Origin of the sequence: Formosa sp. L2A11, assembly GCF_009796865.1 — a bacterium.
Taxonomy (GTDB): domain Bacteria; phylum Bacteroidota; class Bacteroidia; order Flavobacteriales; family Flavobacteriaceae; genus Formosa.
This window is the reverse complement of record NZ_CP047028.1, coordinates 140,145-155,861: the sequence shown is the minus strand read 5'-3', so window position 1 is coordinate 155,861 and position 15,717 is coordinate 140,145. Positions and strand designations below refer to the sequence as shown.

Annotated in this window: 12 protein-coding genes; 7 read left to right on the top strand and 5 right to left on the bottom strand. The window is 32.8% G+C overall.

Annotated features, from left to right (window positions below; translation table 11 throughout):
• Positions 1–204 precede the first annotated feature (204 nt).
• From GQR95_RS00675 to nadB, 5 genes are all read left to right on the top strand, one after another.
• A complete protein-coding gene (locus GQR95_RS00675; RefSeq protein ID WP_159021339.1) occupies positions 205–1,083 on the top strand; it encodes a PPK2 family polyphosphate kinase in 879 nt (292 codons plus the stop codon).
• A 55-nt stretch (positions 1,084–1,138) separates the two neighbouring features.
• Positions 1,139–2,509, top strand: a complete 1,371-nt coding sequence (locus GQR95_RS00670) for a M28 family peptidase (RefSeq protein ID WP_159021338.1) — start codon at positions 1,139–1,141, stop codon at positions 2,507–2,509.
• A gap of 55 nt (positions 2,510–2,564) precedes the next feature.
• The gene (locus GQR95_RS00665; protein WP_233265965.1) at positions 2,565–3,110 is read left to right on the top strand and encodes a hypothetical protein; all 546 of its coding nucleotides are present in this window, start codon (positions 2,565–2,567) and stop codon (positions 3,108–3,110) included.
• Between the two features lie 390 nt (positions 3,111–3,500).
• Positions 3,501–4,490 carry a quinolinate synthase NadA gene (nadA, locus tag GQR95_RS00660; RefSeq protein WP_159021336.1) on the top strand — a complete coding sequence of 330 codons (990 nt, stop codon included), beginning with the start codon at positions 3,501–3,503 and terminating at the stop codon, positions 4,488–4,490.
• Positions 4,491–4,498: 8 nt separating this feature from the next.
• Entirely contained in the window at positions 4,499–6,076 is a 1,578-nt protein-coding gene (nadB, locus tag GQR95_RS00655) for an L-aspartate oxidase (RefSeq protein ID WP_159021335.1), read from the top strand.
• 135 nt (positions 6,077–6,211) lie between these two features.
• On the opposite strand, the gene lysA is transcribed toward nadB, so the two are convergent.
• Positions 6,212–7,417, bottom strand: a complete 1,206-nt coding sequence (gene lysA, locus GQR95_RS00650; RefSeq protein ID WP_159021334.1) for a diaminopimelate decarboxylase — start codon at positions 7,415–7,417, stop codon at positions 6,212–6,214.
• A 176-nt stretch (positions 7,418–7,593) separates the two neighbouring features.
• Here lysA and sucC point away from each other — a divergent pair, with 176 nt between their 5' ends.
• Positions 7,594–8,784 (top strand): ADP-forming succinate--CoA ligase subunit beta, encoded by a 1,191-nt coding sequence (gene sucC / locus GQR95_RS00645; protein ID WP_159021333.1) that lies wholly within the window; start codon positions 7,594–7,596, stop codon positions 8,782–8,784.
• Positions 8,785–8,829: 45 nt separating this feature from the next.
• Here sucC and GQR95_RS00640 read toward each other — a convergent pair whose 3' ends face one another.
• On the bottom strand, positions 8,830–9,177 hold the full coding sequence (locus GQR95_RS00640; RefSeq protein WP_159021332.1) for a DUF1456 family protein: 348 nt from the start codon (positions 9,175–9,177) through the stop codon (positions 8,830–8,832).
• A 377-nt stretch (positions 9,178–9,554) separates the two neighbouring features.
• Here GQR95_RS00640 and GQR95_RS00635 point away from each other — a divergent pair, with 377 nt between their 5' ends.
• Positions 9,555–9,956, top strand: coding sequence for a TerB family tellurite resistance protein (locus GQR95_RS00635; protein WP_159021331.1), 402 nt, complete (start codon positions 9,555–9,557; stop codon positions 9,954–9,956).
• An 82-nt stretch (positions 9,957–10,038) separates the two neighbouring features.
• Here the strand turns inward: GQR95_RS00635 and uvrB are convergent, their stop codons facing one another.
• The 3 genes from uvrB to GQR95_RS00620 are packed head-to-tail and all read right to left on the bottom strand — an operon-like array spanning position 10,039 to position 15,705.
• Positions 10,039–12,039 (bottom strand): excinuclease ABC subunit UvrB, encoded by a 2,001-nt coding sequence (gene uvrB, locus GQR95_RS00630; protein ID WP_159021330.1) that lies wholly within the window; start codon positions 12,037–12,039, stop codon positions 10,039–10,041.
• A gap of 56 nt (positions 12,040–12,095) precedes the next feature.
• Entirely contained in the window at positions 12,096–14,840 is a 2,745-nt protein-coding gene (locus GQR95_RS00625; RefSeq protein ID WP_159021329.1) for a T9SS type B sorting domain-containing protein, read from the bottom strand.
• A gap of 40 nt (positions 14,841–14,880) precedes the next feature.
• Entirely contained in the window at positions 14,881–15,705 is an 825-nt protein-coding gene (locus GQR95_RS00620) for an ABC transporter permease (RefSeq protein WP_159021328.1), read from the bottom strand.
• Between the last annotated feature and the right edge of the window lie 12 nt (positions 15,706–15,717).

The window sequence follows — 15,717 nt, the reverse complement described above, 5'->3', positions numbered from 1 at the left end:
TTCATATTTATCATGAAAAGTATTAAAAATTAAAGATATAGATTATAGAGTTCTCGAGAAAGAATAAAAGATAAATACAATTGCAATCCGATAATTTTTTAAAGATTGTTTAGTTAAAAAATCTAAAAAAATGAACAAACGTGCTATTAATAAGAAGCATTTTCGTTTTTTAGTAGAACTAAAGGTTAAAACCGTTTTTATATTATGAAAGATATTCACGTTAAAGATTTCAAGATAGATTCAAAAATCTCAATAAAAGACTTAGAAACTAAAGTTAATGTATCTGCTTCAGATAAAAAGATCGAGAAGGAATTAGAGAAAATTAGGGTGAAATTAGGTGACTTACAGAACACGATGTATGCACATGGTAAATATTCTGTTTTAGTATGTTTTCAAGGTATGGATACGGCAGGTAAAGATAGCTTAATTCGTGAAGTCTTTAAAGATTTTAATGTTAGAGGTATAGATTGCCATAGTTTTAAGTCTCCAACAGAGTTAGAGTTAAAACACGATTATTTATGGCGCCATTATACACGTTTGCCCGCTCGTGGTAAATTTGGAATTTTTAATAGAACGCATTACGAGAACGTCTTGGTAACTCGAGTGCATCCAGAATATATTTTAGGTGAAAATATTCCTACTGTAAACGAGGTGTCTGATGTTAATGAGGATTTTTGGAATAAACGTTTTGAAGAAATTATAAATTTTGAAAAACATATTTCTGCTAGCGGAACCATTATTTTTAAATTCTTCTTAAACCTTTCTAAAGACGAACAGCGCGATAGATTAATTCGCAGATTAGATAAAAAGAATAAAAATTGGAAATTCTCTCCAGACGATTTAAAAGAGCGTGCCTTGTGGGACGAGTATCAGGTGTGTTATGAAGATGCTATTAACAGAACATCTAAACCTGAGGCGCCTTGGTATAATATTCCTGCAGACGATAAGCCTGTTGCGCGATTAATTGTTGCAAAAATTATTTACGATACACTTAAAAAATATAAGGATATTAAAGAACCTGAATTAGATCAGGAAACACATTCTAATATTAAATTATATAAAACACAATTAGAGAACGAGTAAAAATGTAAACTCTAATTAGTCTTATACATACAATTATCAACCCCCTTTTTTAATTATGAAAAAAATAATAGTCTTAATAGCTTTGAGTTTGAGCTGTCATGTTTTCGGACAAACAGATGCCGAAATGGTAAAAGAAATCTATAAATCGGCTTTACTTGAAGGTAAAAGTTACAATTGGTTAGAAACATTATCTCTAGATATTGGTGGTCGTTTATCAGGATCTTTAAATGCAGAACGCGCTGTAGATTGGGGTAAAGAAGAGTTAGATGAATTAGGCCTAGATAAAGTGTGGTTACAGCCAGTAATGGTCCCAAAATGGGTAAGAGGCGCAAAAGAGTTTGCCTATATAAGAGCAGGTAGTGGCAAAACTACAGATGTTAATATTTGTGCATTAGGAGGTTCTGTTGCTACAAATCCATTAGGAGTAACAGCAGCTGTTGTTGAGGTTAAGAACTTTGATGATTTAAAAGCTTTGGGTGAAGCAGGAATAAAAGGTAAAATAGTATTTTATAACAGACCAATGCAAGCCGATTTAATTAATACATTCGATGCTTATGGTGGTTGTGTAGACCAACGTTATATGGGAGCTGTAGAGGCTGCTAAATATGGTGCGGGTGGGGTTATTGTACGTTCTATGACTTTAAATATAGACGATTTACCTCATGCAGGAAGTATGACTTATGGAGACTTACCGGTGTCTGAACGTATTCCTTCTGCAGCCATAAGTACTAAAGGCGCAAACCTTTTAAGTAGCATGTTAAAGTTAGATAAAACACTTACATTTTACTTTAAGCAAAACTGTAAACAATTCGCAGATGTGAAAACATACAATGTAATAGGAGAAATTACAGGATCTCAATATCCAGATGAATATATTATTGTGGGAGGACATTTAGACTCTTGGGATTTAGGAGACGGTTCTCATGATGATGGTGCAGGAATTGTACAATCTATGGAAGTGCTTAGATTATTTAAAACATTAAAAATTAAGCCAAAACATAGTATTCGTGTGGTTATGTTTATGAATGAAGAAAATGGTTTAAGAGGCGCGACAGAATATGCTAAAGTGGCAACGGCTAAAGGCGAAAAACATGTGGTGTCTTTAGAGAGTGATTCTGGCGGATTTACACCAAGAGGATTTTCTTTTGATTGTAGCGATGCTACTTTTAATAAAGTATTAAGTTGGAAACCCATTTTTAAACCGTATTTAATTCACTATTTCGAGCAAGGCGGAACAGGAGCAGATGTTGGCCCATTAAAAACGGCAGATAATGTAACTGTTGGGCTAAGACCAGATTCTCAGCGTTATTTCGATCATCATCATGCAGCTAACGATACCTTTGATGCTGTAAATAAACGTGAATTAGAATTGGGAGCAGCATCTATGGCTTCTCTTGTGTATTTATTCGATATTCATGGAATTTAATCAACGATTAGTCTAAATGAAAATTTTATTATTTCTAACATTATTCTTTTTTAGTATGTCAACTTTTGCTCAAAGCACAACCGAATTACCTTTTCATGAAGTTCCTAAGCATGCCGAAACATATACGGCAGGAACTGTTGTTTCCCGAATGATTGATGGTTTAGGCTTCCGGTTTTATTGGGCAACAGAAGGCTTAACACCAACCGATTTAGATTTTAAATTAAAAGCAGATGGACGTCCCATTTTAGATTTAATGACTCATGTGTACAGCATGTCTTGTATCATTAGGGATGCTGCTTTAAAAGTGCCACATATAAGAGAAACATTTAAAAAGTCTTTGTCTTATACAGAATTAAGAACGCTTACATTAAATAACTATAAAACGGCTTCAGATATTTTTAAAGAAGCAGACGATTTAGAATCATTTAATATTGTATTTAAAGGTGTTGAAAAAAATCGTATAGTGCCGTTTTGGAATGCAATAAATGGTCCTATAGAAGACTCCGTTTGGCATTGCGGACAAATAGCAGCGTCTAGACGTGCTTCTGGAAACCCGATTAATCCAAACATAAATCACTTTACAGGAACAGTGAAAGATTAAATTTAATTTGTGATTAGAGTTTTTTGTATTGTACTAAATTCATTTTCAATATAATACATAAAGTAGAAAACTATTTATATAAAGAAAGTGCTCTTGATACCTATTCAAGAGCGCTTTCTTTATTTTTTAAGAGATCTACTTGTCCGGGATTTTGATAGCCGGTTACTGTCGGAAAAGAAAATCCCGATTTACAAAAATCTTATCTATAATTAAACGGGATGATTTAAACGATGAGTATACTAAATATTATAAACTGTTGTAAACTCTTTTCTACACTTTAAAATTTGTTTTTAAAACGGTTAGTATTTTTCGTTAAAGTAAAATACTGTAATAAAACATTAAATAAACATTATAAAAATCATTAATTTTACCATTCATTTAACAACAAATATGGATTCTGTAAAAGAAAGTATAAAGGAACTGGGGTATATTCCAGTGTCGGAAGACTCAAGGAATATTGATTATATCTCAGAGATTAAAAGGCTTAAAAAAGAGAAGAATGCTGTTATTTTAGCGCATTATTATCAAGAACCAGCCATTCAAGATCTAGCAGATTATGTAGGAGATAGTTTAGGATTATCTTATAAAGCAGCAGAAACCGATGCCGATTTAATAGTGTTTGCAGGTGTGCATTTTATGGCCGAAACCGCAAAGATTTTAAATCCGACTAAGAAAGTAGTTTTACCAGATTTAAATGCCGGTTGTTCTTTAGCAGATTCTTGTTCTGCAGAAGATTTAGCAACATTTAAGAAAAAATACCCAGACCATATTGTCATTACATACGTAAATACTTCTGCAGAAGTAAAAGCCATTAGTGATTTATGTTGTACATCGTCTAATGCGAAAAAAATAGTAGATTCTGTACCGTTAGATCAGCCTATAATTTTTGCTCCAGATAGAAATTTAGGAGCTTGGATAAAAAAAGAAACAGGTCGTGATATGGTGTTATGGGATGGGGCATGTGTTGTGCATGAAGCCTTTTCTATGGATAAAATATTGGCGGTTCATAAAGAACATCCAAAAGCGAAGATTATTGCACATCCAGAATCTGAAGCACATTTATTGAAAATTGCAGAATACGTTGGGTCTACAGCTGGACTTATAGATTACGTGAAAAATAGTCCTGCAGACGAGTTTATTGTAGCTACAGAAGTTGGTATTTTACACGAAATGCATAAAGAAGTCCCTAATAAGCTTTTAATTCCTGCGCCAGCAAAAGAGAATAATACGTGTGCATGTAGTGAGTGTGCTTATATGAAGATGAATACGCTTGAAAAATTATACACGTGTATGAAATATGAATTACCAGAAGTAAAGGTTGATGCTGCTATTCAGAAAAAAGCTTTAGTTCCTATTCAACGTATGTTAGAAATTTCTTAAAAATAATAATGAGTCAATATAATACAGATTACCTAATATTAGGATCAGGTGTTGCTGGTCTTACTACAGCCATTCGTTTGGCTAAATCTTTACCAAATAAAGAAATTTTAGTCGTTACTAAAGCGAATAAAAGCGAATCGAATACAAAATATGCTCAAGGCGGAATTGCAGTAGTTTGGGATAAATTAGATTCGTTCGAAGATCACATTAAAGACACCATGATTGCAGGAGAATATCATAACGATCTTGAGGTTGTAAAAATGGTTATTGAAGAAGCTCCAGATTGTATGCGACAGCTTATGTCTTGGGGAGCCGATTTTGATTCTGATGGAACAGGAGAATTTGATTTAGGAAAAGAAGGCGGACATTCTGCAAATCGTATTATACACCATAAAGATATTACAGGTTTCGAAATTGAGCGTACGCTTTTAGAACAGGTAGCAAGTTTAGATAATATTAAAGTATTGCCTTATCATTTTGCAATAGATTTAATTACAGATCATCAATTAAAAGAGTCTGAATCTGGTAACGATACTATTAGATGTTATGGTGCATATATTATGAACCAGAAAACAAATGCTATCGAGCCTTATATTGCAAGTAAGACTATTTTATGTGCAGGAGGAATTGGTCAGGTTTATGCCTCGACAACCAATCCATTAATAGCAACAGGAGATGGTATTGCAATGGCGTATCGTGCTTTAGCTAATATTAGAGGTATGGAATTTGTTCAATTTCATCCTACAGCTTTATTTGAGCCAGAGCAAAGTCCTGCATTTTTAATTTCTGAAGCTGTACGTGGATTTGGTGCTTATCTTAAAAATAAAAAAGGAGAGCGATTTATGCTTGCTATTGACGATCGCGCAGAATTAGCGCCTCGAGATATTGTTGCTAGAGCCATAGATAACGAAATACATACCACTGGTGAACGCCACGTGTATTTAGATTGTACGCATATAGATTATGATGCTTTTCTAAAACATTTTCCTAATATTAATGAAAAGTGTTTAGGCTTAGGAATAGATATAAGAAAACATATGATTCCTGTGGTTCCTGCTTGCCATTATGCATGTGGAGGCGTAGAGGTTAATACAGAAGGAGAAACAACGATTGAAGATTTATACGCCGCAGGCGAGTGTACAAGTACGGGGTTACATGGTGCAAATCGTTTAGCTTCAAACTCATTATTAGAAGCATTGGTATATGCAAATCATATTGCAGACCATATTATAGAACATGTAGATGAGGTTAAACCTGTTAATGTAAGTGCTCCCGATTGGAATGACGACGGAACATCTACACCAAAGGAATTAATTTTAATTACACATTATAGAAACACGATTCAGCATATTATGTCTGATTTAGTGGCTATAGTTAGAACCAATAGTAAACTAAAGGAAGCTGCTAAACATTTACATTATGTAGAAGATTCTACACGAGATTTATATGTGGGATCTAAATTATCTGTTCAGATTTGCGAACTCCGTAATTTAAATACTATTGCAAATTTAATTGTAGAGCAGTCTGAAAGTCGTAAAACAAATATGGGAGGTTTTTATAATTCCGATTTAGTTAAAACGGAATAATTCCTTATAGATTCAATAAAAAATAAATCCTGCTAAAAAACAAAGTTGTACTTACAGCTGTTTTTCTAGCAGGATATTTTATTTTAAATAAAGATGTAAAAAAAGCGTTAACTGTTTAGGTTAACGCTTTATAAGTTATAAAGTCACTTCGACTTGATTTTTTATAATATCTTCAAAGGTTTCTCGCGCTCTAATAAGTAACGCTTTATCTTTATGCCAAAGTACTTCGGCAGGACGGAAACGCGAATTATAGTTAGAAGCCATAGAGTAACAATAAGCTCCTGCATTTTGGAATCCAAGAATATCTCCTTCGTTAATTTCGTTAATTCTACGGTTGTTTGCAAAGGTATCTGTTTCGCAAATATAACCTACAACAGAGTAAAAACGTTCGCGCCCTTTTGGGTTAGAAATATTAGTAATTACATGTTGCGACCCGTAAAACATTGGTCTAATTAAGTGATTAAATCCAGAATCTATTTGTGCAAACACAGTAGAAGTTGTTTGTTTAACCGCATTTACTTTTGCTAAAAACACTCCAGATTCACTCACTAAAAATTTACCAGGTTCGAAACCTAAAGTTAATTCTTTACCGTATTCTTTACAAAATTCGTTGAAACGTTTAGATAATTTAGTTCCAAATTCTTCAATATTAGTTTCAATATCACCTTTAGAATAAGGGACTTTAAAACCAGAACCGAAATCTAAGAAATCTAAGTCTTTAAAGTGCTTAGCAGTATCAAATAAAATTTCACTAGCATATAAAAAGACGTCGATATCTAAAATATCACTTCCTGTATGCATATGAATTCCGTTAATGTGCATACCTGTATTTTCTACAATTCTTAAAATATGAGGAATCTGATGTACAGAAATACCAAATTTAGAATCTATATGTCCTACAGAAATATTAGCATTACCACCAGCCATAACATGTGGGTTAATACGAATACAAACAGGAACTTCAGGATGCTTAGTTCCAAATTGCTCTAAAATAGAAAGGTTGTCTATGTTAATTTGTACACCTAATTTAGACGCTTCTTCAATTTCTTCAAGAGATACACCGTTTGGCGTAAATATAATTTGATCTGCAGAAAAACCAGCTTTTAATCCCAATTGAACTTCTTGAATAGATACAGTATCAAGTCCTGCACCAAGGTTTTTCATCAATTTAAGGATCGTTAGGTTAGATAATGCTTTTACAGCATAATTTACCTTTACCTGTTTCACCTTATTAAATGCAGATGTTAAACGTTTATACTGAGACACTATTTTTTCAGAGTCGTACACATACACCGGACTTCCAAAGTCGCTTGCAATTTTTAATAAAGTGTTATTATTCATTTTATGATAAATTAAATTCGCCGCAATTTATAAAGTTTTTATCAGTTTAGGACTTATTATTTGTCAAAAAATCAAAGAAAAGAATGTAGTTTTAATAATATATGTATTAGATGATAAAAAATATTGGTTAAAACATATTGGTTGTTTACATTTGTGAGGCAATAAATTAAAAACGAATGAACTTACACGAATATCAAGGAAAAGAAATTTTAAATAGTTTTGGCGTACGCATACAACGCGGGAAAGTCGCACAAAATGCTCAAGCCGCTGTTGAAGCTGCAAAAGAATTGACAACAGAGACAGGAACTAGCTGGTTTGTTGTTAAGGCTCAAGTTCACGCTGGTGGACGTGGTAAAGGTGGAGGAGTAAAATTAGCCAAAAACCTAGAAGAAGTAGAAAGAATTTCTGGTGAAATTATAGGAATGGATTTAGTTACACCACAAACATCTGCTGAAGGAAAAAGAGTACATCAAGTTTTAGTCGCAGAAGATGTGTACTACCCTGGAGAAACAGAAACAGAAGAATATTATATGTCTGTGTTGTTAAATCGTGGTACTGGACGTAACATGATTATGTATTCTACAGAAGGTGGAATGGATATCGAAACTGTTGCAGAAGAAACTCCGCATTTAATATTTACTGAAGAAATAGATCCTGCTGTAGGTGTATTACCTTTTCAAGCAAGACGCGTCGCTTTTAACTTAGGGTTATCTGGAAACGCATTTAAAGAAATGACAAAATTCGTTACTAATCTGTATACAGCTTATGTAAAGTCTGACTCTTCTTTATTTGAAATTAATCCAGTTTTAAAAACTAGCGATAATAAAATACTTGCTGTAGATGCTAAAGTTACTATTGATGATAACGCATTATACAGACATAAAGATTATTTAGCTTTACGTGATATACGTGAAGAAAGTGCAATTGAAGTTGAAGCAGGAGAACTAGGATTAAACTATGTAGATCTTGACGGAAACGTAGGTTGTATGGTTAATGGTGCTGGTTTAGCAATGGCAACAATGGATTTAATTAAGCAAGCAGGTGGTGAGCCAGCTAACTTTTTAGATGTTGGAGGTACTGCTGATGCTGCTCGTGTAGAGGCTGCTTTTAAAATTATTTTAAAAGACCCTAACGTAAAAGCGATCCTTATTAATATATTTGGTGGTATTGTACGTTGCGACAGAGTTGCTCAAGGTGTTATCGATGCTTATAAAAACATGGGTAATATTTCTGTGCCAATTATTGTTCGTTTACAAGGAACAAACGCAGATATCGCTAAAGAATTAATTGATAATTCTGGATTGGATGTAATGAGTGCTACTCAATTCCAAGAAGCTGCAGATAAAGTACAACAAGTTTTAGGATAGTCTAAAATAAAGTAAGTACTATTATATAAAACTAAAGCGTCTAACTTAATTGTTAGACGCTTTTTTCTTTGATGATGTTTTGTTGGAATCAGATTTTCTTGAAGACGTTTTTTTAGCCTCATTTTTTTTATCTGATGTTTTAGCGTTTTCATTATCCTTAGGCGCTATTTTTTTAGGCAATGGCCCACGTAAATGAATAACTAATCCGTTTAAGAAATTTCTTAAAATCTGGTCACCACATTCCATGTATTTTGGATGATCTTCCTTCCTGAAAAAGGCTCCCAATTCACTTTTGCTGATTCTAAAATCTACTAATTCTAAAATCTTCACGATATCATCATCTCTTAACTTAAGAGCGACACGTAATTTTTTAAGAACATCATTATTTGTCATATTACTATGTTTTAGTTTTTATTTATTTTTTTCAAAAAAAGGATTTTAAATTTTGTAAATCTACGTTTCATAGCTTTTTCATTATAATTCCAATTTTTCAGTGTTTTTATTCGTTTATATATTTCATTTTTACAAAAACGAAATAATTCTAATTAGCTGGTAATTAATGTGTTGTGTTTGTTTTCTTGTTGCTAATTACACTAAGATACGTTAATTAAAATAATCTAACTATCATGTTTTAAGAACTTTGAGATAGATAAAGGTTCATAAAATTCGATTAAATACATTTAATTTTTCGACAAGTTACATTATATCCACGATTATAAAATATCTATTATAATTAACTTTATAATATTAATAAAAAGACGCCCTCCATTATGATAAATCGTGTTGAAAAATTGAGTTTACTGTCTGAAATGATCGCATTTGCAAAAACGGATACCAAGATAAAATCTATAGAATATAATTTTCTATTAGGTGTATCTCAGCAATTAGATATCTCTCGAGAGGATTTCGAATACTTAATGAAACATCCTATCGCTTACAAACATATAGCGTCTTATAGTGAACGTATTGTACAGTTTCATCGTTTAGTATTGTTAATGAACTTAGATCGTGAACGTACAAAAAAAGATGTTATAAAACTGTTTAACTTTGGATTGCGCATGGGATTAAGTCATGAATGCATAAATAAGGTGTTGTATTTAATGGACGGTTTTCCAAATAAAATTGTTCCGCCAGATGTTTTAATCGATATTTTTAAGGTTCAGTATAATTAAAATCACGTTATAAAATAGATTTGATTACTAAGAGGCGTCTCTCTAAATCAAAATTATTTTATATACGTTTAAAACGTAACTGTTATTTTAATTTGTCGAGTTTATCTTGATAGTGTTTTATCTCGTCACGAATTTTAGCAGCTAGCATAAAGTCTAAATCTTTAGCAGCAGCTTCCATTAATTTTCGTCTATCTCTTATATTTTGTTCTAGTTGTGGTTTAGTTAAATATTCACTTTCAGGTTCTGCAGCTTTTAGAGCTTCTAATTCGTAACTATACGTACTTACCGAGTTTTTTGCCAATGCACTGTCTAAACTTTTGTTTAGTGCTGTTGGAACTTTGTTATGTTTTGTATTGTAATTAATTTGTTTTTCTCGTCTGTAATTTGTCTCATCTATTGTTTTTTGCATGCTTTTCGTCATCTTATCTGCATACATTATAGCTTTTCCATTTAAGTTTCTAGCGGCTCGACCTACCGTTTGTGTTAATGATCTTGCCGAACGTAAAAATCCTTCCTTATCTGCATCTAAAATAGCTACTAAAGAGACTTCTGGTAAATCTAGACCTTCACGTAATAAGTTTACACCCACTAAAACATCAAACAAGCCTTTACGTAAATCTTGCATAATTTCTACACGCTCTAAAGTATCTACATCACTATGTATATAACGGCAACGAATTTGAATACGGTCTAGGTATTTTGTTAATTCTTCTGCCATACGTTTGGTAAGTGTGGTAACTAAAGTACGTTCGTCTTTTTCTATGCGAAGCTGTATTTCTTCAATTAAATCATCTATTTGGTTTAAACTTGGTCGTACTTCAATAATAGGATCTAAAAGTCCTGTAGGTCTAATAATTTGCTCTACAAAAATACCATCACTTTTTTCTAATTCATAATCTGCAGGAGTTGCACTCACATAAATAACTTGATTTTGCAGTGCCTCAAATTCTTCAAACTTAAGCGGACGGTTATCCATAGCTGCAGGCAGTCTAAAACCGTAATCTACCAAGTTTTCTTTTCTACTTCTATCGCCTCCGTACATGGCATGCACTTGAGAAATAGTTACGTGACTTTCGTCTATGACCATTAAAAAATCTTCTGGAAAATAATCTAATAAACAGAAAGGGCGTGTGCCTGGTTGTCTTCCATCTAAATATCTTGAATAGTTTTCTATACCAGAACAATATCCCAATTCTCGAATCATTTCTAAATCGAATTCTGTACGTTCTTTTAAACGTTTCGCTTCTAAATGTTTTCCTATCTCTTTAAAATAATCGTATTGTTTTACTAAATCGTCTTGAATATCTTTAATGGCTCCCTGAAGTACATCTGGAGAGGTTACAAACATGTTTGCAGGGTAAATGGTTAGGCGATCGTACTTTTCAATAACTTCGTTGGTCTGTACATTAAAGGCTTCAATCTCTTCAATTTCATCTCCAAAGAAGTGAATACGGAAAGCATCGTCTGCATAACTTGGAAAAACATCTACAGTATCTCCTTTTATTCTAAAACTTCCGTGACTAAACTCGGCTTCTGTTCTAGAGTACAAACTCTGTACTAAACGGTGTAATAATTTGGTTCTAGAAATAACTTGGTCTCGCTCTAAAGAAATCACGTTTTTCTGAAATTCTACAGGGTTTCCAATACCATATAAACACGATACTGAAGCAACAACTAATACATCTCGCCGTCCAGAAAGTAGGGATGAGGTTGTACTTAAACGTAGTTTTTCAATTTCTTCGTTAATAGATAAATCTTTTTCTATATACGTTCCTGATACCGGTATGTAAGCTTCTGGCTGATAATAATCGTAGTAAGAAACAAAATACTCTACAGCATTATCTGGGAAAAATTGCTTGAATTCTGAATACAACTGTGCCGCCAGAGTCTTGTTGTGTGCTAAAACTAGGGTAGGACGTTGCACTTCTTTAATAACATTAGCAACGGTAAAGGTTTTACCAGAACCAGTAACACCTAAAAGTGTTTGGTATTTCTCGTCGGAGTTTATACCTTGAGTTAATTGCTTAATCGCAGAAGGTTGATCTCCCGTAGGTTCGAATTCAGATTTTATTTTAAATTGCATAGTACAAATTTAAACAATTTGAGTGTAGTAAAAATAAAAGAAGCCGGACTGTTTTACTAGCGTTTTAAGCTAAAATGTGAATTAAATGTGGTTCCTGTTTTTAATGTTAAAGTAAACCAATAATCGTCGGTAGGTAAAGGTGTGCCATTCATGGTTCCGTCCCATTCTTCTGCTGTGGTTTTTAATTCTTTCACTAATTTACCGTAGCGGTTAAATATTAAGATAGTAGATTGTAATTCTAGTGTATTAGATTCATTATTAATTTTCCAAGTGTCATGATAGCCGTCTCCGTTTGGTGTGAAAAATTTAGGGAAGCCTAGAATATCAAGATCCATTTCTGCATTTCCGCAATTGTTTTTTACATCTTTAACTTTTACGGTATAATGTCCCGGATAAACGTCTGTAAAATAATTACTGCTTTGGTAAGAGGTATATTTAATATTATCTTTAAATAAAGCATATTCATAAGTACCTAATCCCGTAACGCTAACTGTTACTGTACTTATGTCTGTAAGATCTTTTACTGCAATGTTGGTTATGGTTGCAGGACTAGATTCTTCTATGTTAAACGTTGTTAATGCCACACAAGTAGTGGCTTTATCTGTAATAACAACCTCGTAATCTCCTATAGTATTTGTTGTGTATTGATTACTTGTTTCTCCAGAAATTATCACGTTATTATTAACCCATTGGTAGGTGTAATTATTTATTTCGGAAGTAGATATTCCTGCATCTAAAGTTATTAAAGTATCTGTGCAATAATATATTGTTTGTAGTGTTGTGGGTGCATCTGTAGAAATTAATAGAAACGATTGGTCTGTGTAACATCCCGTTTTACTGTTTAGAGCACGAGCATAAATGGTTTCATTTTTAACGGTATTTGTATAAGCATTAGGAGTTGCTATAGCGATAGGGCTAGATGTTGTTTCTGGGTTGGTATTATAAAACGAGATCTCTGCACTCGTTTCTATTATGCTATTTGTTAAATTAAATACTGTTATTCCATCATTATAAGGAGAAAGCATATCACATGCTGTGATGTCTTGTGTTTGTAGTTCTGGAGATGCTATTAATTTAATAGAAAATGTAGTAATTGCGTAACAATTGGTGTTATTTAAATTCTCTACTCTTGCATAAATATCTTGCTCATTAAAAAGGTTTTCATAATTAGAAGGTGTCGAAATTACATTTGTATTAGCTTCTGCATCTGCTCGTGTTTCATAGTATTCTACTTGATAATTTTCCGGATCTTGATCGCCTAAAATAGCGTCGTCTTTAATGGTTAAATCTATTTGTTCTAAACCATCATTACCAAAATCACAAATATTTTCTAAGCTTGTGGTTAAGTTTGCTACAGGAATATCGTAATACGTTACATAAGCTTCGCCTTCCATTAATTCGCAAATTGTTGCGTTTTTAGGTGTAATAAGTACTTTGTAAAGTCCATCTTCACTCACTTCTAATAACCAAGGTTCCGATGTGTTTGTTAATGCTGTTCCGTTTAAAGACCATACGTAACTGGCGCCTGTAATTTCTTCTGCTTGTAGTGTATAAGTGTCTCCGGTACATAAAGGTAAAATACTTGTTTCTACACCGTCGCTAGCGTGAATAATATCTATTTTTTGGTTGAAAAAGGATTGAATAAACGGTGGCAAACCTTGTGTAGAATTATTGCCGTTTAAATCTATAGCATTGTGTTTGTAATTGGCAGCTGTTCCTGCCGCGTTAGGTGTTTCTATCACACCTAAATATGGTAAGCCAACAAGATAAGATGCTGCAAGTGCTCTGTAAATTTTTCCATCAGGACCTAATTGTAAAGCGCCTCTAAATAGGCTTCTATTATCTAGAGTGACTTGCGATTCTGAAATATTTTCAGCTTCCAAGTCGTATTGAATTAAAGAAGATCTGTGGTTTGATGCAGTATTAGAATCTGATAAATTATAATCGTTTGAAGAATTTACGTATAAGTATTTATTGTTTGATGAAAACTCTACACCATAAGATTTATTACTTGATGTGGTGTTTATAGTGAGTACTTGCTGGTTAGTGACTAAACCAGTGTCTGAATTAAAATCGTATAAAAATAAACCATCATCCATGTTTGCACTTACCATTTTTGTACCATCTGGTGATAATTTTAATGCGCCACGAGGATCGGATATGTTCGCAGGAATTGTAGATTTTACGGGTATTGTATTTATAGATTTGTCTGTAATAGCATAGGCGTAAAAGGTGTTAAATACAGATCCGCTAGTTCCGTTGGCAGTAGACAAGGTAATTACCCAGATAGATTGTGTTTCGCAATCTTTAACTACGGCACTTATTTTTTCTGAACTATAAGCGAGTAGTTTCTGGTTTTTTAAAGTGACTTTTCCTAAGCCCCCATTTTCGGTAATATCTACAATAGAATAATTAAACCCATCATTAGAGCTTACTCCATTTACACTAGATCCAACAGTGAATACATAATAAATAGTATCGTCGTTAGGTTTAGGAACCACAATTGCAGATTGAGTACTTGAAGAGTTTCCATACAGTCCAGTTCCATTATCCATAACATTATGATTTTTGTTATAGATAATGGAACCATCTGTATAAAATAAAAGATTTCCATCTTTGTCTGAAATAGAAGAGGAACCTTCTAAAGTGTTTAATTTACCATCTAATAAAGAAGAAACGTCTCCTGTATTAGAATCAAAATGTATTCCTGCATTCTCACCAAAATACCAATTGGCAGCTTCGTATTGAGCAAAAAGAAGTCCATGCATTAAGAATGCAACAACAATAAAAGTGTATTTCATAAATTAGAGGAAGCTTGGCTATTAGTATTCCTCTAATATATTATAAATCTCTTTTCATTAATAATTTATGAGATAAAAATATAAAAATTGCAGTCCAAACTAAAACAATAAGAATATCTGTACTATGTACCGCATAGTCGTAAACCATTTCTGTTTTATCAGGGAATTTAGTCATCATTACACGTTGGAAAGGTTGTTTTATAAGATTGTACATAGATTTTAAAGGGAAAAAACCTTGAATCTTTTCTGCAACATCAGTACCGGCTTGCCATGCTATAATTCCGAAACCAATCCATTCTGTTATATATAAAACAAAAAGAGCTCCTAAAGCAAAAGCAGAACGCTTAACCAACATGGCTAAAAATAAACACAAACTAAAAAAGCCTACAAGTTTTACAAAGTAAGCAAGTAAAAAGCTGGTCTCTCTAAATATGATACTTAATTCGGTGTAGCTTGAATAATATAAGCCAATGCATAATGTAGCAACGCCAATTAATACGGTTGCTATAAGTGAGAAAAATACAATGGTATAGAACTTAGATAAGATAAATTCTTTTTTACTTAACCCATCAATTAGGTTTTGTTTTATGGTTTTGTTACTGTATTCGTTTCCTATCATACTTACCACAACAATGGCAAAGAAAAATTTAAATTGTGAAGCAAAGAAGGTGGTGATGTGCCAAATAATAGGAAAATTAAAGATGCCTAATTCGCCTAATTCTAAAGTAAATAAGCCGAAGAAGTTTATTTTTATAGATGATAATATTAATACGGTAAAAGGTAAAATAAATGAAATAAAAATCAATACTTTACTGGCGCGATTAAGTAGAAGTTTTTGTAATTCTAAATTTAAAAGTCTTAACATGATTTTGATTTT

Excerpts from the sequence above, each read along its gene's own strand:
- GQR95_RS00635 (WP_159021331.1), top strand. The coding sequence starts at position 9,555 with ATGATAAATCGTGTTGAAAAATTGAGTTTACTGTCTGAAATGATCGCA.
- GQR95_RS00625 (WP_159021329.1), bottom strand. The coding sequence starts at position 14,840 with ATGAAATACACTTTTATTGTTGTTGCATTCTTAATGCATGGACTTCTT.
- sucC (WP_159021333.1), top strand. The coding sequence starts at position 7,594 with ATGAACTTACACGAATATCAAGGAAAAGAAATTTTAAATAGTTTTGGC.
- GQR95_RS00665 (WP_233265965.1), top strand. The coding sequence starts at position 2,565 with ATGTCAACTTTTGCTCAAAGCACAACCGAATTACCTTTTCATGAAGTT.
- nadA (WP_159021336.1), top strand. The coding sequence starts at position 3,501 with ATGGATTCTGTAAAAGAAAGTATAAAGGAACTGGGGTATATTCCAGTG.
- lysA (WP_159021334.1), bottom strand. The coding sequence starts at position 7,417 with ATGAATAATAACACTTTATTAAAAATTGCAAGCGACTTTGGAAGTCCG.
- GQR95_RS00640 (WP_159021332.1), bottom strand. The coding sequence starts at position 9,177 with ATGACAAATAATGATGTTCTTAAAAAATTACGTGTCGCTCTTAAGTTA.
- nadB (WP_159021335.1), top strand. The coding sequence starts at position 4,499 with ATGAGTCAATATAATACAGATTACCTAATATTAGGATCAGGTGTTGCT.
- uvrB (WP_159021330.1), bottom strand. The coding sequence starts at position 12,039 with ATGCAATTTAAAATAAAATCTGAATTCGAACCTACGGGAGATCAACCT.
- GQR95_RS00620 (WP_159021328.1), bottom strand. The coding sequence starts at position 15,705 with ATGTTAAGACTTTTAAATTTAGAATTACAAAAACTTCTACTTAATCGC.
- GQR95_RS00670 (WP_159021338.1), top strand. The coding sequence starts at position 1,139 with ATGAAAAAAATAATAGTCTTAATAGCTTTGAGTTTGAGCTGTCATGTT.
- GQR95_RS00675 (WP_159021339.1), top strand. The coding sequence starts at position 205 with ATGAAAGATATTCACGTTAAAGATTTCAAGATAGATTCAAAAATCTCA.